This is a genomic window from Dyella sedimenti, from assembly GCF_022760995.1.
In the GTDB taxonomy this organism is placed as follows: domain Bacteria; phylum Pseudomonadota; class Gammaproteobacteria; order Xanthomonadales; family Rhodanobacteraceae; genus Dyella; species Dyella sedimenti.
In genome coordinates, this window is sequence record NZ_JAKWJO010000011.1 from 1 (window position 1) to 22823 (window position 22823).

Sequence of the window (22823 nt, forward strand, 5' to 3'; positions counted from 1 at the left end):
GGCTGTCGCTTGCCTGCTCGATCATCTGCTTACGGAATCTTCCGGAGTTTTGTTAGCGGCTCTAAGCTGGGAAAGCTCAGGAAGGCCGGCCTCGATGGCCTGACCAAGGCCGAGCTGGAGGTCGCTATCCGCGAGAAGCTGCGGATGAATTACCTCTACAACATGGAATGGGTCAACGAGGACACGCACCGGCTCAGCAAGTTCAACATCATGCTGGAGTTCCCGCGACAGGATGGGCCGCCGGAGCGCATGGTGATCGTCCTTGAATACAGGCCCGCCGAGCGGATACTGAAGCTGATCACGGTATCCTGATCGTGCAGGGCCGGGTGGCAGTAAGACTGAGCTTGTCACGGGCTTAGCGCTACCTATTCGGCCTCCGTACCGCGCGTCCGGGGCAGATACCGGCCAGGAGCTGATGCTGACGCTCCCCAAGGAAGCCCCGCGGCAGCGTTTGACCAGCGATGAATCGTCCGAGTTGAGAGCGAGTTCAACGCCCTAGATTTGCTTCACGCCTCTGCATTCCGTTGCGGATTTTGGAGGATCAAGGCTCTCAGCCGCGCAACATCGAGAATCGCTACGTCACCTTGCGCCTCGAAAGCATGCTCAAAGGTCAACGGAGGATTGAGTTCCTGTGCCAACAGTCGGGCCTTCAGGACGTGGGGGCCGGTCATGCCAGGCAACACCGCCAGGTCTTCGTCGGCAATGGCGGATTCGCCCGGCAACAAGTCGCCCAGACGGATACGGCAGACGGGGCCTCCCTCCTTGCTGTCAACCTTCATTTGGCTGCTATGACTTCTCAAGTTTGGCAGCGCTGACATGCGCTCCATCTGCCGTCGGAGAATGCTCCACCTAGGCACGGGCATCTTTGGCAACTCACTGACCAAATCAAGATCCACAGCTTTGGAGCGAGGATCCAGCGCATGGACTTCCAGCTTGGCGCCGGTCAATGGGAATTCCGAATAATTGGTCACCTTGACCCGAACCGTGACCAACCGGCTTTTTAGAGCAAGATGCTCCGCCGCCTCCCGCCAGAACTGCCGGTTGTCCTCATGAGTTTCAATGTAGACCGACCTGAAATCAAAGGCGTCATAAGCCTTCTTGGGGCTGGAAAAGTCGGGCAGATCGTCGGCGACTTCATAGAACGCCAACGCAAACGCTGAGGCCATGGGCTCGTTGTTATTGCTTCTCCATTCCAGGTCGACTTTGGCTGGTGGACGGGCGGTGTTCACCGAGCCCATCATTGCAACCTCTCGTGGAGTGGCAATGCCTGTCGAGCTTCCCCGTCGGATGTAGACAGTGTCCTTCAACAGATTCGCGAACGGCTTCTTGAGGTAGAACGGTCGAGGCTGCTTAGGGATGGAAATGACTGCGATGTGGCGCCCCTTAAACATCCGCTCTTCGTAGCGGAAGTCGAGCTTGCTCTCCAACTTCTCGTTGACGAACTGCTGGATTCTGGAATCGTCAATCGCTCCTTCGGTCGGAACCCCTACCGCTGCTGCAGGATGGGGCGGGTTCTCTTTGAAGCCGATCAGAATGTAGGCGGTGCCATTCCTGTGGGCATTGGCCATTGCCAGAATGTCCTTGAGCAACTCAGCCTTGGCTTCGTCCGTTGCACCGGAAAACGGATATCGTTCGGCCTTGTAGTCCAGGTCCGAACCTTCGCCCTTGAAGCAGAGTTGATTCAGCAAGTCATCGGTCAACATGCAGCTGTCCCTGTCCTTTAACCCGTTGTGGTATCCAACATAAAGCGCCCGCTCAAAATTCCAAAATTCCTAACCACGGGATGAGATCCCGTCGATAGCCTGATCGCTCACCTCAACTTCCCCGAACGAAAACTCATTGAATAGGTGTCCGCGCCTGGCCACCTCCGGACCTTTCCGACCAAGCTCCCCCCAGTTGAAGCGGAACTGTGGCAGAGCTCTTGCTGTTGCTACGAAGCAGACATCGGGTGCTTTTAGATCCTGACGCTTTAGCTTTCAGGCACCTGGCTTTATGACTCCCATGGGCTCAAAACTGTGGGCTCCTCTGTTGTAGAGTTGACCGAGGGAGTCGCGTTATTTGAGACGGTCTTGACCGATACTCGGGGGGAAAGAAGAGGATGATGTCATCGTCCGGCACGAGTTTAGGCCTGTTCGGCGATATTGGGTCCGATCCGTTTGAGGTAATGCGTTCGCTTTGGTCGAAAGAAACTCTGAATCGTGAAGGGGGAAGGATGTTCATCAGTGATCAGGAAACTGCGACGGACATGTTGCAGTACGAGGCGATCGCCAAGACCGTCGTAAAGCTCATCGAGAAATCACCGGGGGTGCCGATCACTATCGGCGTCCATGGCGACTGGGGCGCCGGTAAATCCAGCGTCCTCAAGATGGCGCAATCTTCCTTGGAAGGGACGGATGGTGTCCTGTGCATCTGGTTCAACGGCTGGGCATTCGAAGGGTTCGAGGACGCGAAGACCGTGGTCCTCGAGACGATCATCGAGGAGTTGAAGCGGGCTAGGCCGAAATCACAGAAGGTCAAGGATGCCGCAAAGAAGCTGCTGAAGCGTGTCGATTGGCTGAAGACGGCGAAGAAGGCGGGCGGACTCGCATTCACGCTTGCGACGGGCATCCCAACGCTCGGTCAGATCGGCGACCTCATCGGCGCTGCCAGGTCCGCGCTCGGTAAGAGTGCCGGGGAACTCTCGCGCGAGGACATCGAGGGATTCGCGGACGAAGCCTCCGGCTTTCTCAAGAAGGCCGAGGAGGACAGCGTCCCCGCACACATCCACGCGTTCCGCGAAGAGTTCCTAGAGCTCCTCGACGCGGCAGAGGTGAAACAGTTGGTCGTGATGGTGGACGATCTGGACAGGTGCCTGCCGCCGACCGCGATCGGTACGCTGGAGGCAATACGACTTTTCCTTTTCGTCGATCGAACCGCATTCGTCATTGGTGCCGACGAGATGATGATCGAGTATGCCGTCAGGGATCACTTCCCCGACCTCCCGCCATCTGCGGGTCCGGTGAGCTATGCACGGAATTATCTGGAGAAACTGATCCAGGTTCCGTTCCGCATTCCCGCCCTCGGCGTCGCGGAGACGCGAACCTACATCACCCTCCTGCTGGTCGAAGCAGAGCTGGGCCCGGGCGACGAGGGATTCAAGAAGCTGCTCGGGGAGGCGCGCGAGGATATGCGGCAGCCTTGGTTGAGCAAGGGGATTACGCCGAAAAAATTGGCGGGTGCCCTTGGCAAGGAGGATCCGAACGCCGGTCAGGCGCTGGTATTGGCGAACCAGATCACGTCTATGCTGGCGGAGGGGACCAAGGGCAACCCTCGCCAGATCAAGCGTTTCTTGAACTCCATGCTGTTGCGCAGGGAGATCGGCGAGGCGCGTGGATTCGGTGCGCAGGTAACCGTGCCCGTGCTCGCAAAGCTGATGCTGGCGGAGCGATTCAAGCCGGATTTCTTCGACGAGATAGCGCGTGAAGCGAGCGCCGCGGCGGAGGGGCGTTCCCCACGCATTCGGAGCCTCGAAGAGCATATCGCCGCGCCCGCCGACTCTGATGAGCCGCCTGCCGAGCCCAAAAAGGTGGGAACGCTGATACGTGCCAAGCCGGCCAAACCGGCGGTTCCGACCGATATCGAGGACTGGCTGAAGATCGACTGGATCAAGACGTGGGCAGCTCTCGAACCCAAGCTGGCCGACGTCGATCTCCGGCCGTACGTGTTCGTCACCCGCGACAAGCGGATGCTGTTCGGTGGTTCCGGCAGCGCCAGCCGGCTCGACCAGATCGCGGACGGTCTGATGGCCGGACCCATCCAGGCGAAGGCTGCCGCGAAGGAGGCGGGGGAACTGACGGCCGCTGCTGCCGAGGAACTCTTCGATGTCGTGCGTATGCGCGTCCTCCAGGGGGAGTCGTTCGCGAAGGAACCCCCGGGAGCCCGGGGCCTGGTGGAGTTGGTGAAGATTCGCCCGGAATTGGAGCGGAGGCTGTTGGACTTTGCGAAGGAACTTCCTATGCCCAAGCTGGGTGCCTGGGCACCCGCAGCGTTCGGAAACGTCTTCAAGGATCCCGCCGTTTTGCGTGATTACCAAGGTCTCCTCAGGAGTTGGTCCGAGCAGACAGACAGCACCACCCTCAAGGCTGCGGCCGGCGCTATTTCGAAGATGGGAGACAAGTGAGCCATGGGGACATCGAAAGGATACGGTGGTGCCCCGAGTGGGCTTGTTCCGAGTTGGGTTGACGACACCGCGCCAGGCGCCGCCGTGACCACAGCTGTTCCCGGCGGTGGTGGTGGAGCGGCGGGAGCATCGCCAGGGGTGGCGCCCAAAGTGCCCGCCGCCGCGCCGGACGTCTCGTCGGCGGGTCGGCTCAGTACTGCAAAGGGCAACTTCACGCGGTTCGTCAGGAGCGGTGATTCGGACACGTTGCGTAGATCGATATCGCAGTACGTCCGCAACGGGACCGGGTCTGCGCGTAAGGCCGCCAGGCGGATGGGGGCCTCCCGCAGCGCCGGAACCAAGCTGCTGCAGGTCATCCGCGACGTCAACCGGCAGGGCGCGGCTGCGACGTTGCAGAAGCTCAACCTGCAACATCTTTCCGGCAGGCCGGCGGCGGACGTGTTCGTCTCGATGCTGGAAACCATCTGCCCACCCGGTGGACGGATCGACGAGGCCATCGCGAGGCAGGCCATGCTCGACGCGATCGCGGATCTTGCAGATGCCGGTGGGGAGACATTCGAGCAGATGACACCGGAGCAGTTGTCCGAGTTCTTCCAGAACTTCGTCATCTACACCATCGAGGGTCGCGTGCTAGCCGACATCGGCACGCACGCTATCGATTTCCCGGAGACCGTCGACGGGGTCGAGCAGGTTCAGGAGCAACTGCACGGATTCGTATCCAACTGCGTCCGGGGTCACCTCGGCGAGCATTTCGATGGGCTTGTCGAGAAAACGGACGAACAGGTGAAGGAGACCGTCGAACGTATCTACGAAGCCGCTTTCGAACTGGTCTCGGCGATGGCAGGAGATGTGGAATGAGCAGGCAATCAATCGTTTTCAGGGTAGGAGCCGATGACAGGCAGGTAGTCGCCACGCGGCTCGAGGGTTCGCATGCCACGGAATTCGCTTTCGATGGATTCGCCGATATCGACCATCTGCTTGGCGGCGTCCTATCCAAGCTGGAACGGCTGGGCCTCCAGCCCTCCGAGCGGTCTCTGGACCTGGCGATGCTGGCCGCCGCGATAACCGCGGCGGATACACGTGTCGAAAGAGGCAAGGAAGGACAGGACGGGTGGACGAGGGAACTGGAGATATGTCTTCCGGTCCACGATCAGGAGGCATGGCTACAGGTCGCGCCTCTCTTGGAGAGGACGCTGAATTTCCTGACAGGCGATCGGTGGGCGATGACATTCCGCCCCAGGTCGCCGTCCGCGGCGCGGATCATCGAGCCGCTTACGGAGACGCTCGCGGAACGTCCGACCGACGTGTGCCTTTTTTCCGGAGGACTGGACAGCTTTATTGGTGCCATTGACCTTCTTTCGGAGGGGAAAAGCGTCCTGCTGGTCAGTCATTATTGGGACAGTGTTACCAGCAAACACCAGGATGTATGTCTCAAGGCGCTGGAGGAGCGATATGAAGACGTATCGTTCTTTTCGGTACGCGCGCGGGTTGGTTTCGAGACGGGAGCGGTCGATGGCAGTTGGGCAGAGAATACCTTGCGTGCTCGCTCCTTTCTGTTTTTCTCCCTGGCCGCACTCGCAGCGGACGCCATCGGGAGGAACGTGACCATCCATGTGCCGGAGAACGGCCTGATCTCGCTGAACGTGCCACTGGATCCACTGCGACTCGGATCGCTGAGTACGCGAACGACCCACCCGTATTACATGTCCCGCTTCAACGAACTGTTGCGAGCCATAGGACTCGGCGGATCCCTCCACAATAGCTATCGTCATATGACGAAGGGCGAGATGGTCGAGGAGTGCGAGGACATCGACTTCCTCCGGGGGCACGCCAAGGAGACCATTTCGTGTTCGTCGCCTGCGAAGGCCAGGTTCTCCGCGGACGAGGAGCGGCGGAAGCCGAAGAACTGCGGACATTGCGTTCCCTGCCTGATCAGGCGGGCCGCGTTGAAGCGTGGATTCGGCGAGGACGACACCGAATACCAACTCGAGGAACTGGAAGATGCCGAGCTCGACAGCAAGTCGGCCGAGGGCGAGCACGTGCGATCTTTCCAGTTGGCCATCTCGCGTCTCCGTACCAAGCCGGGGCGTGCCCGCTTCGACATCCACAAGCCAGGGCCGCTAATAGACTTTCCTGACGATTGGGGGGACTATGAGGCCGTTTACCGGGATGGCTTGGAAGAGGTTGCCGACCTGCTCGAGAACGTCGAGGCACGACCTTCGGAATGACAGACATGAGTCATGCATCGCCAAGCTGGGTCGACTTCCATTGCCACTTGGATCTGTACCAGGACCATCTCGGAGTCATCCGTGAGTGCGATGCACGGAGGATCGCGACCCTCGCGGTAACAACGACACCGAAGGCGTTCGCACGCAATGTCGACTTCGCCCTCGGCTCTCCTTGTGTGACCGTCGGATTAGGCTTGCATCCGCAACTCGTTGCGGAGCGATCCGACGAGTTGCCGTTGTTCGAAAGGCTGCTCGAGCGCACCGACTATGTCGGAGAGGTAGGGTTGGATGCCAGCCCTAGGTTCTATGCGAGCTTCCAGCAGCAGCGACGCGTATTTGACCGGATACTCCGGGCATGTAGCGAACAGGGCGGCAAGATACTGAGCATCCACAGCGTCCGTTCGGTCGCGTGGGTGCTCGGATCCTTGGAAGAGAACCTGAAGAATCCGACCTGCATCCCGGTGCTGCACTGGTTCACGGGGACGAAGTCCGAAGCGCATCGGGCGATCGAGCAGGGGTGCTACTTCTCGGTGAACGTAGAGATGATGCGGAATGCGAAGACGCATGCACTCATTCGGTTCATACCGGAGGATCGATTGCTGACCGAGTCGGATGGACCTTTCGTTCAGTTTGGAGAACGTCCTGCCAGACCTTCGGATATGCCGGAGACTGTGGGGTTACTCGCCGCGATCAGGAATACCGAGTCAGCCCACTTGGCAGAACAAGTACTGAAGACATTGCGTGCGATTCAATCTATAGAACCTGCCATGCGGGAAGGGAAGCAGCGATCGTTATTTAAACAGGCCTGAGATGGGTTGTAAGGGGGTACGGAACTCGCCGGCGGCAAAAATGACCTCTTTGTCTATTTTCTTTCGGGCGAAACGCAGCACAGCGAGGTGCATTGGCAACTTCCGCTCTTGGCCGATGGCAGACGTATCGTTTAGCCTTGTCTTGCCTCCTTAGTTTTAGAATTCGGCAAGGCAGGGCTAAAGGAGGAGAATATGACTAATCGAACAGATGTTGAACGTGAGAATGCGGTTATCCAAGCATTCCTCGCTTTGCTGGATCAGGATATCCAGGTTGGTGTCAATGTTCGGCCACTACCGGAGGACTTGGCCAAAGTCATGCGGGAGCAGGCTCAGCTTGGTCGTGATATTGATCTGAATGAGGAGATCGAAGGCGATGTGGACCTCTGACAGGTGCTGTCACTGTCGGCGGTGACCCTGAGATGCACGAAATTCCGCATGGGCCGAGAAGGCACCTGCAGTCAGTTCAATATCGGCACCGCGGATGTGTGTTCTTCGCGCTGTGTCCCGCCAGCCATCAACCGCGGCCAAGACTTCTTCCATGATTTTCTGGGCTTTGGTGTCGGCAAGACCATAGAACATTGCGGTGCTCAGAACCGTCTCCAGGCTTGGCCGGTTGTCCACATCGTCTAGATTCAAGACGTGCTCGCCCTTGTCGATGTTCGGATTGACGTCGAAGGCAGGTGCCAGCCGCCATCCGGTCTTTCCCAGCACGAAACCGTGGTTACGCAGATGGTCATCTCGGTTGCCGACCGCGACGTTGAAGGCCACACGTCGGAACAGTTGTGCCAGATCGGCATCCGCGTGGGCGGCATCGCCCTGGGCGCGCAGGAACTGGGCCAGTTCGAGATAGCTCGTACCTTCGCTCTGCTCCTTGCGCAGCAGAGTCATGGCCGAGGCATAGAAGCGTCGCTGGCCTTCCATGCGGTCGAAGCGTTGTACGCAGAAGGTGTGGAAGTCATTGTTCAGCCGGATCAGTTTGGCTGGAGGAACATCGACGCCGGCCTTCCGCGCCAGCGTATGCACGACGTATTCCCAAGCCCCGATGTCCCGGTCGTCATCCCTGGCGGGGAACTTGCCGATCCAGAGGGAACCATCGGTTTCCGTGAAGTTGGCCTTGGGGCGGGCACCGCCTAGGGAGGCGCCCGGGGCTACCAGTACGGCAAGCCATTTCCGCAGGGCGTCCAGATCGTCGATCCGGCGGCTGCTGAGTTGGTAGGCCACCGCTTCGAGCTCGCGCAAGGTGGTCACCGGCGGAGCAGCCATTTTCTCGTTGCCGAGGAAGGTATCAGTACCGGTCAGGCGAAAGCGCAGGGCACCTTGACGGGTGAAGTCCTGCACGCCGATCAGGAAGTCCCAGGCATAGAGAGTGCGCGGTACCCGCTTCTCATCCTTGGCCTGTAGCGCCTCGCGGCGCTTCATCAGGGTCTGGCCCCAGCGGTCGGGCGAGGAGTCCAGGAAGATGCCGAAATTGCCCAACTCCGGTTTCGGGAAGAAAGGGTGTTCGTCAAGCGACAGGTCAGGGTCGAGCGCGAATGCCCGAGGGTCACCGAGCCAATCGCGGTCGTAGTGGAAACGGATCTGGCCGCGGTCATGTGCCAAGGTGCCAACCCGGCAGGCAGGGCCAAGATCACTGTCGAGCCATACTTCCAGCGCGTTGTTCGGCGGACTCATTGCGTGCCTTTCGTATCGGAAGACGATGAGGACGTTGGCGCTGCAACCTGCTTGCTTGCGGCGCGAGGGCGGCGCGTCGGCGCCAAGGCCAGGTCTTGCAGCTTGCGGCCAACCTTGTCGTCGGCAGCCAGGGTTTGGAGGTCGTTCTCCAGCCCGAGTACGGCCAGTACCCGGACGTAGGAACCCAGCGTGGCACCCGGATCACCGGCTTCCACCTTGTATAGCGTGGTTCGCGAAATGCCGGCGCGTTGCGCGACGACGGCATTGCTCAGCTTGCGTCGCAGCCGGGCAAGGCGCAGCCGCTCTCCCAACGCGGAGAGAAGGCGCTGTTCTTGGGGAAAGATCACGGGTGGCTTTCGTGGCATGTTCTCTATTGTAGGCGTTATTTGATTTATTTGTCTATAATAGCGTTATTCTATGCTGGGGAGGGTGTGGTAAGAGTTCCGAGACTACAGTGATACTTGTCTACGTCCTGCCCGTGGGAGATGGCCATGTCTCGGATTCATGAGTTCGTTGGCGATCATTTGCCGTGTGTTGATGTGGAGCGGGCCTTGGTACACAAGGCGGCCTCGCTATGCGCCAGCACGCGTTGGCACCCCGGGGAGGCCGACGTCCAGCGCGGCCGTGCCGTATTGCAGGAGGCTTTTGAGCAGCCACACAATCTGCCGTTGCCCGAGTTTGCCCGCTTGGCAGGCAAGTCGCGCCAGCAGATTTACAAGGACATCAAGGCGCACCGGCTGCTGGCACTGAGCGTGGGGCCGCGAGGCCAGAAGTTGCCCGACTGGCAGCTTGATCCGGTGAAGCTGCAGCTGACGCAGGTAGTCCTGCAAAAGGCTGAAGGCATCGATCCCTGGACGATGTACCGCGCTCTGTCTGAGCCGCTCGAAGGTTTGGGCGGATGCTCGCCCATCGAATCAGTGATTGCTGGCTCCATCGATGATATAGCCCTCGCTGTGCTCAACGTTCTGGGCGTTCACTGAAGCTGGACCCAGAGCCACGTTGGCGGGCGAAGTCCGGCTTTGTCTGACTGCCGTCCGTGTGTGTGCATGCCCAGTTGGGGCGACTAGCTGTCGCGCGGGCATACGATGGTGGCTGTGCCTTGCTTGTTCGATGGCGCGAGAGCGATGAGGCGTTGCATGAGGTGCGGCTCTGCTGGATATGAGTCCTTGGACGTCGGTAGCGGTTTGTAGAAAGTGGTTGTTGCTTGGGGCGAAGAACAAGGTTAAAATTGAGGCATTCACTGATCCCCTTCAGTGAAAGAAGGGTTTGGGAACAACGACTTAGCGCCCTAGTGCATGACTCGTTTCCCGCTCCAAACAAGTTTCCGCGGCATGCCATCGGTGCTGCGGATTTTCGGGAAAAGGGGCGAAAGCCCCTTTTCTCGTTTCCGCGTTCCCCGATCGGCTCAATGCGTACGCGGCGGCTCGTAGTGTTCGCCCGGCGCGATGGCGGTGACGTAGGGGCCGTTCCAGTCGCGGTCGAAGATGTCGATGAGGGTTTTCGCCGGCGCATTGCCTTGCACGAATACCGACGCGTCCACGGTGGTGTGGAAGTAGCTCCATTCCCAGTTGCCGGTGCCGATGTAGACGCTGCGGTCGTCGGCGACCGCATACTTGGCGTGCTCGACCCGGGCGTAGGGGATGAAGCCGCGCGGCGACGGCGGCAGCTGGCTGTACCTGACCCCGACATTGGGCAGGACGGCCAGGCTTTTCAGGTAGGCCTGCATGGGTTCGCGCAAGGCCCAGTCGGCCACGATGATGCGCACCTGCACGCCGCGCGCCGCCGCATCGCGCACCGCCGTGTCGATATCGGCCCACCAGCCGTGGGGGCCGAACTGGCGGATGGCCGAAAGCGTCATGACCTGGATGCGCAGCGTGTGCTGGCTGGCCTCGATCATGTTGACCAGGGCCGGCTGTTCCGCGCTGATCCAACGCGGCATCAGCGATGGCGGGCTGAACGCCGGGAAGGCGACCAGGGGATCGTTGCCGCCGGCATCCAGCAGGACTGGATCCATGGCGGTCACCGGCTGGAAGGACGGTGGCGCGACGGCCCGCTCGGCGGCCTTCGGCAGGTCGGGCTGCCTGGCCAGTTGCCAGTCGAACTCGAAGGCCGCCTCGAAGGTTTGCGCAAAGCGCGGATTGTTGATGCGCGCGCCGATTTCATGGATCTGGTCCAGTGCCCGCCAGTCCCAGTTCTGGCTGCCGACGAACACGCTGGTGCCGTCGACCACCATGTACTTGGCATGCAGCACGCCGCCCGTGAGGGCTTTCACGGGCAATACCTGGAGATCGATGCCGGGTGCCTGCCGCAGCTGGTCGATGCTGACCTGGTTCTCCTTGAGCATGTCCTGGTCGACCAGGATGCGCACGGCGACGCCATGGCGTGCGCGGTCGACCAGCGCGTCGAGTACGGGCGATAGCGGGCCGCCGGGTTCATCGGCAATGTAGAAGGCCGCGATGTCGATGCGCTGTTGAGCGCCATGGATCATCTGCAACCATACCGCCTGCGTGCGCGGCAGGCCCGGTTCGCCATAGCCGGTGGCCTCCGGCACGCTCTCGACGATCTGGAAGTCGGGCACCCTGGCTGCCGTGGCGACGGCATGCACGGGTAGCGGGTTGCCGGCCATGAACAGGCCCAGGCTGCCGGCCAGGGCGGCCAGTTTGCGCTTGGACGCATCGCCACGGATGGTGCGGATGCTGGAAGCGATCATGGGGATAGGGGCGACCTCAGCCATGGACATCCAATTGTCCCTGCATGCCGGCGGCATAGTGGCCCGGGACGTGGCAGGCGTAATACAGCGTGCCGGGGCGGCTGAAGGTCCAGATCAATGAGCTTGTCTGTCCGGCATCGATCGAAACGCTATTAGTCTCGTCGCCCATCTTCATGGTTGGCATGGCGGCTATTTCCTTGTCGTGTGCTTGCTGTTCGGCGAGGTCGCCTATGACGAATTCGTGCGGCCCGAACCGGAAGCCGGCCGCTTGTCCTTGGGCTGGGGCATGGCGGATGGATAGGCGTGCACCGGCATGAGCGCGGCCAGCCATCCCATGGCCAGAAGAGGGCGGATGAGCGTGGGCCGCATTGGAATGCTCCTGTCCAGGGACGGAGGCGGTTGATGAATTGTTACATTATAACATAACATATCTGTCGAGCTCAGCCCCAAGACATACACCCATTCCATTCGAGGCCGCCATGCCAACTACCGATCCGCGCCTGCCTGTCACCGTGTTGTCCGGTTTCCTGGGGGCCGGCAAGACCACCTTGTTGAATCATGTCCTGGCCAATCGCGAGGGGCTTCGCGTGGCGGTCATCGTCAACGACATGAGCGAGGTCAACATCGATGCGTCGCTGGTGGAGCGGGGGGCCGAGAACGCAGGTGCCGCCCTGTCGCGCACCGACGAGAAAATGGTCGAGATGAGCAATGGATGCATCTGCTGCACCCTGCGCGAGGACCTGCTGACCGAGGTTCGCCAGCTAGCCGCGGCCGGCCGCTTCGACTACCTGCTGATCGAGTCGACCGGCGTCGGCGAACCGATGCCGGTGGCCGCCACGTTCGACTTCCGCGACGAACACGGTCGCTCCCTGGGCGACCTGGCGCGTATCGATACGATGGTCACGGTGGTCGACGCGGTGAACCTGCTGCGCGATTTCTCGGGCAGGGATCTGCTGGCCCAGCGCGGGGAAGTGGCGTCCGAGGCGGATGACCGGACCTTGGCGGCCCTGCTGGCCGAGCAGGTCGAATTCGCCGACGTGGTCGTGATCGGCAAGGTCGACCTGGTGGACGAAGCGCAGCTCGAACGGGTGACGGCGGTCGTCAAGGCCCTGAATCCGGTGGCCGACATCGCGCATGCCCGGCAGGGGCGCGTACCGTTGAAAAAGATCCTGCATACCGGGCGTTTCGACCTGGACCGTGCCAGTGCATTCGCCGGTTGGGCGCGTGAACTGGCAGGCCAGCATGAGCCCGAGACGGAGGCCTACGGCATCGACAGTTTCGTGCTGCGTACGCGCCAGCCACTGCATCCGAAACGTTTCGCCGATTTCATGGAAATGCCGCTGCCAGGGATCCTGCGCGCCAAGGGCTACGTGTGGTTCGGGAGCCGGCCCGAGTGGGCGGTGTCGTATTCGCGCGCCGGCAATACCGCGACGGTGGAACCGGTCGGGCACTGGTGGGCGGCGGTTCCCCGGACACGCTGGCCGGCACCCGGCACGCCCGCGCGCCTTGGCATCATGGCCCATTGGCAGGAGCCCTACGGCGACCGCATCAACGAGGTGGTGTTCATTGGCAGCGGCATGGACCGTGCGTCGATCGAGCGCGCCTTCGCATCGTGCCACCTCAATGGCATCGAGATGCACAAAGGCATCGAGCATTGGAGGCGGCTGCCGGATCCCTTTCCGGCGTGGCGACGGACGCAGTGACGGCGGCGCGCAGGTGAGCGTCGCTCCCATGCCGTGCTCTACCGGCGTTGCGGCTCCCGCATGGCCCATCGACGGGTCATGAGTCATGTTGTTATAAAGTAACAATTGACTGCATACTCGATCCACGTCCGTGGCGTGGCGCAGACAGCGCGCGTCGCGGGCGGGATGGCCGCCGGCGTACCAGTTCGACGGCCACGGCTCGGGTCGATTAGACGGGGATATGCATGAGTAGACCGTATGTGATGCCGCGCGCGATCGCGGTGGCGATAAGCTTTGCCTTGACGCTGGCTGCCTGTGGCAAGCCGGACGAATCCACGTCCTCCGCGGCGGCCCGCACCGTACCGGCACCCTCCGCCAGCGCGGAGGTGATGGCGGGTGCGTCACCGCGCGGCGAGGGCATTCTTGATGTGAATGAGTTGGGGCCCGCCGGTGAGGCCTGCCAGGACTTCAACGGCTTCGTGAATGCCAAATGGATCGCGGCCAATCCCATTCCCGCCGACCAGACCCGCTGGGGCGCCTTCAATATCCTCAACGAGGCAAGCCTGAAGACCCAGCATGACCTCGTGGAGGCGGCGAGCCAACGCGCCGACGGCGCCCAGGCCGGCTCGATCGAGCAGAAGATCGGCTGGCTGTACCGTTCCGGCATGGACGAGGCCACGATCGAGAAGAACGGCTTCGCGCCGCTCAAGCCAAAGCTGGCAGCCATCGCTGGCTTGAACAGTGGAGCGGACGTGGCCGACTTCATCAGGAAGAGCTTTGCCGATGGCGATGCCCAGGTGTTCCAGTTCGGCGCTGGCGCCGACTTCCAGCACGCCGACTTGCAGATCGGTTTCGCCAACGAGGGCGGCCTGGGGCTGCCTACCAAGGATTACTACACCGGACCGGACTACAAGGCGATCCGCGATGCCTACGTCGCCTATATCGCCAAGTCGTTCGAGCTCACGGGCATACCCGAGGCGGAGGCCGCGAAGCAGGCGAGCGATGTATTGAAGTTCGAGACGTCGCTGGCCGCCGCCTCGCTATCGCCGGTGGAAGAGCGCGACCTGAAAAACCAATACCATTTCGTCAGCGTGGCGGAAGCGGACAAGGTCACGCCGAACTTCCCCTGGGAAGCGTTCTTCGAGGCCCAGGGTATAACGGCCGGCAAGAGCTTCTCGCTGTCGCAGCCGGCCTTCTTCGCCCAGTTCGACAAGATGCTCGCCACTACGCCCATCGGCGAATGGCAGGCCTACCTGCGCTTCCATGCGATCGACGATGCCTCGCCTTACCTGAGCAAGGCTTTCCAGGACAACCGCTTCGCGTTCTACGGCACTACCCTGGAGGGGCAGCCGCAGCAGCGTCCGCGCTGGAAGCGTGTGCTCGGCGCCGTGAACGGCGGCATGGGAGAGGCACTTGGCCAGCTATACGTGGCCAAGGTGTTCACGCCACAGGCCAAGCAGCGCGCCGAGGAACTGGTCGCCAACATCCGCAATGCGCTCAAGGCGCGCATCGAAAACGTGGACTGGATGAGCGACCAGACCAAGGCCAGGGCCATCGACAAGTGGAACAAGTTCCTGCCGAAGATCGGCTATCCCGATCATTGGCGCGACTGGTCAGCACTGGCCATCACGCCGGACAACTACTACGCCAACGTCCAGGCGGCCGCCAGATTCAACTATCACTACGACATCGCCCATATCGGCAGGCCGACCGATCGCAAGGAATGGGGCATGACGCCGCAGACGGTCAATGCATATTACGACCCGGGCACCAATACCATCAACTTCCCTGCGGCGATCCTGCAGCCGCCGTTCTTCTATGCCGAGGGCGACGACGCGCTCAATTACGGCGGCATCGGCGCCGTCATCGGGCACGAATCCAGCCATGGCTTCGATGACCAGGGGCACCAGTTCGACGGCGACGGCAACAAGAACAACTGGTGGACACCGCAGGATGAAAGCCAGTTCGAGGCACGCACCGCCAAGCTGGTGCAGCAGTTCAACGCATACGCGCCGATCAAGGACAAGCCCGACGTCCACGTCAACGGCGAGCTGACTCTGGGCGAGAACATCGCCGACCTGGGCGGCATCAACGTCGCCTATGACGCGCTGCAGATGGTCCTGAAGGCCAACCCGGTGGAAGCCTCGCGGAAGATAGACGGCTATACCGAAGATCAGCGCTTCTTCCTGAACTGGGCCCGGGTGTGGCGTGGCAGCACGCGCGAAAAGGCCGAGATATTGCAGCTCAATACCGATCCGCATGCGCCGGAGTCGGTCCGCGCGATGGCGGCGCCTTCCAACATGCCGGCCTTCGCCGCGGCATTTCAGTGCAAGCCGGGAGATGCCATGGTTCGTCCGGCGGACAAGCAAGTGAAGATCTGGTAACACCCTGCGAAAACGCGCCTGTGCCATCGCATCACGGCATTCGCCGTGGTGCGGTGGGGGCAGACTCGCCGCAATCGGTGCGCCGCTGCCACCCGGCATCTATCCGCTGTGTTGTCGGCGGCGTCAGAGGTCAGCGGCCATGGTCAAGCACGGCGGCCAGCCACATGAACGCCATGCCGACGGCCACGCCCATTGCGGGTGTAAAGCGATGGCCAGGCCCTACATTCGCCCACAGGCCGGGCAGCACATCGCCGCATGCCAGATAGAGCGTCGTGCCTACCGCCACGGCCAGGCTCGTTCCGAGGAAGGCCGGCGAATGGCCTACGAGCGCAATGCTCATGGCGCCGAGCGGAATCGTTGCCGTGGTGGCGATCGAGAGCAGGAAGGCGCGGCGCGGCCTGTAGCCACCAGCAACCAGCACGCCGGCGTTGGCGATTTCCCGCGGCAGCTCGTGCGCCAGGATGGCCAGGGCGACCACGAAGCCGAGCGTGCGATCAATGGCGAAACTGGCGCCGATCACCACGCCGTCGACCAGGTGATGGAGTGCATCGCCCATGATATCCATGCGGGCGAAGACGGCCGTGGCCGCCGGTGTATTCATGGCGCGCACGCCGCATTCGATGCAGAGCAGGCCGAGGATGCCGAACGACACGCGCGTGCCCACTTGCCCTGGTGTGAGACCGTGGGCCATGGCCTCGGGCAGCATGTGCAGGAGGGCGTCGCCGAGCAGCAATCCGGCGGCGGCTGCCTGCAGCCACGGCAGCCACGCCTGCAGGCGGCGCGGCGTCAGCCATACGACGAGCCTGGCCGAGAGCGACGCGGTGGCGACGGCCACGCTGGCCCCCAGCATGCCGGACAGATCCAATCCCTGCTGCATGGCGCGCTTCAGTCCAAAAAATGAAATGTTATAACATTTCATTAAAGGGTGCCAAGGTATCCGGGTATCGGTATAGGCCATTCCGAGACGGCCGACATGCCGGCCGGTGTCCGGTTCAGTTCATAGTCCCGGATGCATGGTGATCGTGCAGTCGAGGTCCTGCAGTTCATCGCCGCTGCCACGGTCGCCCCGGGCAGGGTCGGCATGGCCGCTGAGCAGGATGAAACCCGGATGGCCGTCCGGCGAGTACGCGCCCACCACGACCAGGCTGTGCGAAGCCATCGTGTCGCCGTGAGGCAGGGCTTCGGCCAGGACCTTGAACGGGTCGACCGCCAGTGTTTCCCCATCGACCCATCGCGCCTGGTAGTCGTGTCGATGCGGGGGCAGGGGATCGCTCAATGGGTGCCATTGCCCGGTGATCGCGGGCAACAGGTGCCGCAAGGTGGCGCGCACGTCCGGCCGGATGCAATCCACATGGATATGCGACTGGTCCTGCGAGCGTCCCGGCGCGGAGTTGACCACCAGGCTCAGCGAGTCGCGCGGCAGGGACGCATGCAGGGCGGCTTCCACGTAGAAGCGTGCAGCCCAGGCATCGGCGAAATAGTTGGGTGCGTCAGGGGCTTGCAATGCGGGGCTTTCAATGCCGCTGACGCGCGCAAGCGGAAGTACCAGATATTGATAGCGCCCGGCTCGATCCCCTGTCCGCCGAAGGCTTGAATTGAGGCGTTTATGACATATCAATTGCAGAGCGAAGGGGCCGTATCGCACTGGTATCGCCATCACAGGCCAGCCATGTAAGGTTTTCCCCGTCGCCAGGGACTCTCCGGACAAGACCAACCACGAAGAGAGAGTTGCCCATGGCTGCCGTGCCCGATCATTCCATGACCATCCAGCATCTGCCTGCGCGTCGTGCATGGCGATGGTGCCTGGATGGGCTCGGGCTGTGGCGATGTTTTCCGTTGCGTCTGTTCCTGCTGTGCCTCTTGCCGATAGTGCTGGAGGGCGCGCTGCAATGGATCCCGCTGGCAGGGATGCTGCTCTCCAAGATACTGCCACCACTGCTGGGGTTTGGTGTGCTGCAAGGCTTGGCTTGGAGCGAATCATCCGGCGCATTGCGCTGGAGCAGTCCATTCCGCCTATGGCGCAGGGGGCGGCTCCTTCCGGCATTGGGCCTGGCCTTGATCTGCGGCCCGGCGGTAGTCGCCGTGCAACTGGTGGGTGTGGCGGCCTTGCATGGCTGGCCTGCGGTGGATGCCGTGCTGCTTGGGCACGCCGCCGCGCATCGTGAGCTGATGACCCGCGCCTTCACTTGCCTGCTGATTCTGCCCGGCATACCGGCCGCCGTATTGCTGGGCCTGGCGCCGATGTACCTGCTGTCCCGCGATGCCTCGCCGTGGCAGGCCATTCGATGCAGCGTGCGAACGGTATGGCGTTGGCGTGCGGCGTTTGGCTTGTATGCCTCGGTTCAACTGGTGCTTGTGGGCTGTGCGCTCGTTACGCCCTTTGGCATCGTGCTGGTGCTGCCGCTATTGCCGTGGATGACTGCTTCCTCGTATGCGGCCTGGAAGGACATCGACGCCGTGTCCTTGGCGTGAGTCGCCGCGGGATGCGCCATGACGGGTTCGACGCGTTGCTGCGCGAGCATGCCGGCCTGCTGTCGCGCATCGCCGCCAGCTACGAGGCCGATCCCGCGCTGCGCGACGACCTGTTGCAGGACATGTCCCTGGCCTTGTGGCGGGCATTGCCTGCCTGGCGCGGCGAGGCGCCGTTGCGGGCGTTCGTGGCGCGGGTGGCCCATAACCGTGGCGCTACGCATGTGCTGGGCCAGATGCGCCGGCCGGCCGGCGGCGAACTCGACGACCAGGTTCCCGAGCCGCGCGATGGCCCGGAAGGCCATGCGGAGAACGAGCAGCGCCGTATGCGCCTGCAGGCCGCCGTGCGCGTCTTGCCGCTGGCATTGCGGCAAGCGGTGACGCTCGCGTTCGAAGGTTTCAGCCATGCGGAAATCGCCGATACGTTGGGCGTTACGGCCGGCAGCGTAAGCGTGCGCCTCCATCGCGCGAAGGCGGCACTGAAGGCACTGCTGGGAGAGCAGACATGACAAGCCATGACAGCGATTGGACGCAATGGGGCCAGCTATGGCGCGAGCAGCCGGCGGCGGATCCATCTCGCCTGCTCAGGCAAGTGGCGCGCAAACGCTGGCGCATGCGGGCGATGGTGGCGGTCGAGGCATTGGGGACTTGCGTGGCCTTTGTCCAATGCCTGCGGATGTACGACATCGCTTCCTGGCGGTGGCGCGCCTGGGGAGGACTCATGTTGTTGTTCGTCCTGGCGATGCAGGCGCTCTACCTGCACATCCGGCGGGGGACATGGCGCGCCTCGGGCAGCGACGTGCACAGCCTGCTGGCATTGACGCTCAGGCGGGCGCAGGCGGGCATCCGGCTGGCTCGGCTCAATCTGTGGAGCACCGTTGCCTTGGCGGCCTTCACCCTGCTGGTGGCGTGGCCCGAGCTGGAGCCTGGCCGCTGGGAAGCCGACCCCAGGTTGCGCTTGACGCTGCTGATGCAGTTTGTAGTGAACACGCCGCTGATCGTGGCCCTGGTGGCGGTGTGCGCCTGGTATATCCGGCGGCAAAAGGCGCGCATCGCGCGCATGCGGACGTGGTTGGCGTCAGGGCATGACGGTGGGGAGATGGGCTAGGGCGTGCGGGCGGTCGCTCCACCCGCACCTTCATCCACTTGCCGGCACCTTTTCCCGGAGGGAGAAGGATGGCGTCGTTGCGTGGTCAGTGCGTGTGCTTGCGGTGCTCGATGGCCTGCCGGCGGTAGAACGGGTAGCAGATGGCCAGGGCGACGAACCAGATCGGCGTATAGAGCAGGCCGGTCAGCGTGTCCTCCTTCTGCCCGAACACCCACAGCACGAAGGCGAAGAAGACCAGCACCACCCAGCACATCAGCACGCCGCCGGGCATCCTGAAGATCGAGCTGGCGTGCCGCTCCGGATGCAGCCGGCGGTAGCGCAGGTAGGCGAACATGATCAGCGACCACACGAAGATGAAGCAGATGCTGGAGATGGTGGTCACGATGGTGAAGGCCTTCATGATGTCGCCTTCCTGGTAGAGCAGCAGTACGCCGATGAACAGCAGCAGGCAGGAGTAGCCCAGGCCGTTGGCGGGCACGTCGTTGTTGCTGAGCCTGGCGAACGGGCGCGGTCCGAGCCGGCTGGCCGAGAGGCCGTAGAGCATGCGGCCGGTGGAATAGATGCCGCTGTTGGCCGAGGAGGTGGCCGAGGTGAGCACCACGAAGTTGATCAGGCTGGCGGCGATGGGAATGCCGATCAGCATGAACAGGTTGACGAACGGGCTGCGGTCGGGGGCAACCTGGTCCCAGGGCGTCACGGTCATGATGACCAGCAGGGCCAGGATGTAGAACACGATCACCCGGATCGGGATGGCATTGATCGCCTTGGGCAGGTTGCGTTCCGGGTCCTGCGCCTCCGCCGAGGCCGTGCCGATCAGCTCGATGCCGACGAAGGCGAACACGGCGATCTGGAACGCGGCGAGGAACCCGGCGCCGCCGTGCGGGAACCAGCCGCCGTGCGACCACAGGTTGGACACCGCGGCCCGGGCGCCGGACGGCGAGGTGAAGCCGATGGCGATCAGCACGGCGCCGATGGCGATCAGCGAGACGATGGCGACGATCTTCACCAGGGCGAACCAGAACTCCAACTCGCCGAACAGCTTGACGGTCAGCAGGTTGAGCCCGAGCAGCAGCGAGATGCACAAGGTGCCGGGCAGCCACAGCGGCACGCCGGGTATCCAGAACTGGATATAGCCGGTGATGGCGACCACATCGGCAATGCCGGTCACCACCCAGCAGAACCAGTAGGTCCAGCCGGTGAAGAAGCCGGCGCAGGGGCCGAGCAGGTCGTAGTTGAAGTCGACGAAGGACTTGTAGTGGAGGTTGGACAACAACAGCTCGCCCATCGCCCGCATCATGAAGAACAGCACGCTGCCGATGACGGCGTAGGCGACGATCACCGAGGGGCCGGCCAGGCTGATGGTCTTGCCCGAGCCCATGAACAGGCCGGTGCCGATGGCGCCGCCGATGGCGATCAGCTGCAGGTGGCGGTTGCGCAGGTTGCGCTGCAGGTGCTGGCCGGTGCTGGCCGTGGCCACGGCGGGGTCATGGTTCTGCATCGTCGGCACGATCCTCTCGGCGGCGGGGCGAAGCGGTCATCCTAAAGGATTCCCTGCCGGCCCGCGCCAGGCTCACCAAACCAGGTCGTCGGGTACCTGGAACTGGCTGTAGTAGGCGTCGTCCTCGCTTTGCGGCGTGGTTTCCACGGCCCGGGCGTGATCGAGCACGATCACCGAGGCGTCGCGCTCGCGCACCTTGTCGGCGGCGGCGCGCGGCAGCAGCTCGTAGCCTTCGCCGGCGCGCACCACCACCAGCGCGCCCTTGGCCAGCTGCGCGCGCAGCGCCTCGTTGACCAGCACGCTGCTGATCCTGTCGCCGTCGGTGAAGCGGTAGCTGATCTCGCCCTCGCGCCTGACCTTGTTGGCGTCGACGATCTGGAGGATCTGCGCTGCGAGTTCACGAGCACGGGCCTGTGCATTGCGTTCGGCGGCCAGCGCGCGGTCGCGCTCCGCACGCTCCGCCTGCAGGCGCTGGGCGTCGATCTTGTCGTCAGGTGCAGCCCCTGCTGCCTTTCCCTGGCGCTGCTTGGCCTGCTCGCGCGCGATCTGGTCGACCTTGCCCTTCTTGGCGAGGCCGGCTTTCAGTAGCTGTTCCTGCAGGGGATTGCGCATGCGTGGGATATCGGTGGGCGGTATCCGGCGATTGTAGCCGGTTGCCCGGCGCCACACGGACACGCGACGCCGCGCCCCTGCGCTTCTCGGAAAACGGCGCCGTCCCATGACGGCGCCGTCTTTCGTTGCAGGGCAGGGCGGATCAGAGCGCTTCGAACACGCCCGCCGCGCCCATGCCGGTGCCGATGCACATGGTCACCATGCCGTACTTCTGCTTGCGGCGGCGCAGGCCGTGGATCAGCGTGGCGGCGCGGATGGCGCCGGTGGCGCCCAGCGGGTGGCCCAGCGCGATGGCGCCGCCCAGCGGGTTCACCTTGGCAGGGTCCAGGCCGAGATCGCCGATCACCGCCAGCGCCTGCGCGGCGAAGGCTTCGTTGAGCTCGATCCAGTCCAACTGATCCTGCTTGATGCCGATCTGCTTGAGCGCCTTGGGGATGGCTTCCTTCGGGCCGATGCCCATGATTTCCGGCTTGACGCCTGCGACCGAGAAACCCACGAAGCGGGCGATCGGGGTGAGGTTGAACTCCTTGATCGCCTTCTCGCTGGCCAGCAGCAGCGCGCCGGCGCCGTCGGACATCTGCGAGGAATTGCCGGCTGTCACCGTGCCGCCGAACCTGTCGTTGCGGAACACCGTCTTGAGCTTGCCCAGCACCTCCAGCGTGGTGCCGGGACGCGGGCCCTCGTCGGTGTCGATCAGGCGGCTGTCGGTGGTGATGCCGCGGGTGGCGAGGTTGGGGTAGTGGTCATCCAGCTGGAATGGGGTGATCTCGTCCTTGAACTCGCCGGCGGCGATGGCGGCCAGCGCACGACGGTGGCTTTCCACCGCGAACGCGTCCTGCTGTTCGCGGGTGACCTTCCACTGTTCGGCCACCTTCTCGGCGGTGATGCCCATGCCGTAGGCGATGGCACGGTCCTCGTCGTGGGCGAAGATGGCCGGGTTCATTGCCACCTTGTGACCCATCATCGGCACCATGCTCATGCTCTCGGTGCCGGCGGCGATCATCAGGTCGGCCACGCCGAGCTGGATGCGGTCGGCGGCCATGGCGATAGCCTGCACGCCCGAGGAGCAGAAGCGGTTGATGGTGACGCCCGGCACGGTGTAGGGCAGGCCGGCGAGCAGGGCGCCGATGCGGGCGACGTTCATGCCCTGCTCGGCTTCCGGCATGGCGCAGCCGACGATCACGTCCTCGATGCGATGCGGATCGATGCCCGGCGCCTGCGCCATCACGGCGCGGATCACGTGGGCGAGCATGTCGTCCGGACGGGTGTTGCGGAACACGCCGCGCGGCGCCTTGCCGACCGGCGTGCGGGTGGCGGCGACGATGTAGGCGTCTTGCACTTGCTTGGTCATGGTTTTGCTCCGTGGCGTCGCGCGTGATTCGCGGCGACGCTATTGGTGTTTTTGATCGTCACCGGGTACATGGTGACGAGCCATAACTCTTTGCTCGTCATTCCGGCGCAGGCCGGAATCCAGGGGCCTCTGTGTGGACAGC

Annotated in this window: 21 protein-coding genes and 1 pseudogene; 12 read left to right on the forward strand and 10 right to left on the reverse strand. The window is 62.9% G+C overall.

From position 1 onward, the window contains the following. Nucleotides 1–312: pseudogene (locus tag MJ605_RS17895) on the forward strand (hypothetical protein); the annotation flags it as partial. 194 nt (nt 313–506) lie between these two features. On the opposite strand, the gene MJ605_RS17900 reads toward MJ605_RS17895, so the two are convergent. Then, nucleotides 507–1703, reverse strand: coding sequence for an AlbA family DNA-binding domain-containing protein (locus MJ605_RS17900; protein ID WP_243042908.1), 1197 nt, complete (start codon nt 1701–1703; stop codon nt 507–509). 395 nt (nt 1704–2098) lie between these two features. Here MJ605_RS17900 and qatA point away from each other — a divergent pair, with 395 nt between their 5' ends. The 5 genes from qatA (at nt 2099) to MJ605_RS17925 (ending at nt 7583) form a co-directional block, all read left to right on the forward strand. Further along, complete coding sequence (gene qatA / locus MJ605_RS17905) at nt 2099–4159, forward strand: Qat anti-phage system ATPase QatA (protein WP_243042909.1); 2061 nt, start codon at nt 2099–2101, stop codon at nt 4157–4159. Nucleotides 4160–4243: 84 nt separating this feature from the next. Further along, the gene (gene qatB, locus MJ605_RS17910; RefSeq protein ID WP_243042910.1) at nt 4244–5017 is read left to right on the forward strand and encodes a Qat anti-phage system associated protein QatB; all 774 of its coding nucleotides are present in this window, start codon (nt 4244–4246) and stop codon (nt 5015–5017) included. Continuing rightward, on the forward strand, nt 5014–6387 hold the full coding sequence (gene qatC, locus MJ605_RS17915) for a Qat anti-phage system QueC-like protein QatC (protein ID WP_243042911.1): 1374 nt from the start codon (nt 5014–5016) through the stop codon (nt 6385–6387). The genes qatB and qatC overlap by 4 nt, the downstream gene beginning before the upstream one ends. Nucleotides 6388–6392: 5 nt before the next feature. Continuing rightward, nucleotides 6393–7196: a Qat anti-phage system TatD family nuclease QatD gene (gene qatD, locus MJ605_RS17920; RefSeq protein ID WP_243042912.1), complete on the forward strand. Its 804-nt coding sequence runs from the start codon at nt 6393–6395 to the stop codon at nt 7194–7196. 192 nt (nt 7197–7388) lie between these two features. Next, the gene (locus tag MJ605_RS17925) at nt 7389–7583 is read left to right on the forward strand and encodes a hypothetical protein (RefSeq protein ID WP_243042913.1); all 195 of its coding nucleotides are present in this window, start codon (nt 7389–7391) and stop codon (nt 7581–7583) included. 9 nt (nt 7584–7592) lie between these two features. On the opposite strand, the gene MJ605_RS17930 is transcribed toward MJ605_RS17925, so the two are convergent. Both MJ605_RS17930 and MJ605_RS17935 read right to left on the reverse strand, forming a co-directional pair. Continuing rightward, nucleotides 7593–8867: a type II toxin-antitoxin system HipA family toxin gene (locus tag MJ605_RS17930; protein ID WP_243042914.1), complete on the reverse strand. Its 1275-nt coding sequence runs from the start codon at nt 8865–8867 to the stop codon at nt 7593–7595. Next, a complete protein-coding gene (locus MJ605_RS17935) occupies nt 8864–9214 on the reverse strand; it encodes a helix-turn-helix domain-containing protein (RefSeq protein WP_243042915.1) in 351 nt (116 codons plus the stop codon). The genes MJ605_RS17930 and MJ605_RS17935 overlap by 4 nt, the downstream gene beginning before the upstream one ends. A 144-nt stretch (nt 9215–9358) precedes the next feature. Here MJ605_RS17935 and MJ605_RS17940 point away from each other — a divergent pair, with 144 nt between their 5' ends. After that, nucleotides 9359–9847, forward strand: a complete 489-nt coding sequence (locus tag MJ605_RS17940; protein ID WP_425601030.1) for a hypothetical protein — start codon at nt 9359–9361, stop codon at nt 9845–9847. Nucleotides 9848–10272: 425 nt separating this feature from the next. Here MJ605_RS17940 and MJ605_RS17945 read toward each other — a convergent pair whose 3' ends face one another. Both MJ605_RS17945 and MJ605_RS17950 read right to left on the reverse strand, forming a co-directional pair. Next, entirely contained in the window at nt 10273–11577 is a 1305-nt protein-coding gene (locus tag MJ605_RS17945) for a phospholipase D-like domain-containing protein (protein ID WP_243042916.1), read from the reverse strand. A 16-nt stretch (nt 11578–11593) separates the two neighbouring features. After that, nucleotides 11594–11761, reverse strand: coding sequence for a plastocyanin/azurin family copper-binding protein (locus tag MJ605_RS17950; RefSeq protein WP_243042917.1), 168 nt, complete (start codon nt 11759–11761; stop codon nt 11594–11596). A 295-nt stretch (nt 11762–12056) separates the two neighbouring features. Between MJ605_RS17950 and MJ605_RS17955 the strand changes: the two genes are divergently transcribed. Continuing rightward, entirely contained in the window at nt 12057–13280 is a 1224-nt protein-coding gene (locus MJ605_RS17955) for a GTP-binding protein (protein ID WP_243042918.1), read from the forward strand. 224 nt (nt 13281–13504) lie between these two features. Then, a complete protein-coding gene (locus MJ605_RS17960) occupies nt 13505–15643 on the forward strand; it encodes a M13 family metallopeptidase (RefSeq protein ID WP_243042919.1) in 2139 nt (712 codons plus the stop codon). Between the two features lie 130 nt (nt 15644–15773). Here MJ605_RS17960 and MJ605_RS17965 read toward each other — a convergent pair whose 3' ends face one another. Next, nucleotides 15774–16601, reverse strand: a complete 828-nt coding sequence (locus MJ605_RS17965; RefSeq protein WP_243042920.1) for a ZIP family metal transporter — start codon at nt 16599–16601, stop codon at nt 15774–15776. A gap of 39 nt (nt 16602–16640) precedes the next feature. After that, nucleotides 16641–17435: a CDP-diacylglycerol diphosphatase gene (locus tag MJ605_RS17970; protein ID WP_345779547.1), complete on the reverse strand. Its 795-nt coding sequence runs from the start codon at nt 17433–17435 to the stop codon at nt 16641–16643. Here MJ605_RS17970 and MJ605_RS17975 point away from each other — a divergent pair. Genes MJ605_RS17975 through MJ605_RS17985 form a run of 3 tightly spaced genes read left to right on the forward strand, consistent with a single transcriptional unit; the run spans nt 17378 to nt 19220 of the window. Continuing rightward, nucleotides 17378–18115: a hypothetical protein gene (locus MJ605_RS17975; protein WP_243042921.1), complete on the forward strand. Its 738-nt coding sequence runs from the start codon at nt 17378–17380 to the stop codon at nt 18113–18115. The genes MJ605_RS17970 and MJ605_RS17975 overlap by 58 nt on opposite strands. Before the next feature lie 11 nt (nt 18116–18126). Beyond that, the gene (locus MJ605_RS17980; RefSeq protein WP_243042922.1) at nt 18127–18621 is read left to right on the forward strand and encodes an RNA polymerase sigma factor; all 495 of its coding nucleotides are present in this window, start codon (nt 18127–18129) and stop codon (nt 18619–18621) included. Further along, entirely contained in the window at nt 18618–19220 is a 603-nt protein-coding gene (locus MJ605_RS17985; RefSeq protein ID WP_243042923.1) for a hypothetical protein, read from the forward strand. The genes MJ605_RS17980 and MJ605_RS17985 overlap by 4 nt, the downstream gene beginning before the upstream one ends. Nucleotides 19221–19305: 85 nt before the next feature. Here MJ605_RS17985 and cycA read toward each other — a convergent pair whose 3' ends face one another. The 3 genes from cycA to MJ605_RS18000 all read right to left on the reverse strand — a co-directional run bounded on the left by cycA (nt 19306) and on the right by MJ605_RS18000 (nt 22681). Then, on the reverse strand, nt 19306–20718 hold the full coding sequence (cycA, locus tag MJ605_RS17990) for a D-serine/D-alanine/glycine transporter (protein WP_243042924.1): 1413 nt from the start codon (nt 20716–20718) through the stop codon (nt 19306–19308). 72 nt (nt 20719–20790) lie between these two features. Then, nucleotides 20791–21330: a DUF2058 domain-containing protein gene (locus MJ605_RS17995; RefSeq protein WP_243042925.1), complete on the reverse strand. Its 540-nt coding sequence runs from the start codon at nt 21328–21330 to the stop codon at nt 20791–20793. Nucleotides 21331–21472: 142 nt separating this feature from the next. Then, on the reverse strand, nt 21473–22681 hold the full coding sequence (locus MJ605_RS18000; protein WP_243042926.1) for an acetyl-CoA C-acyltransferase: 1209 nt from the start codon (nt 22679–22681) through the stop codon (nt 21473–21475). Nucleotides 22682–22823: the final 142 nt, after the last annotated feature.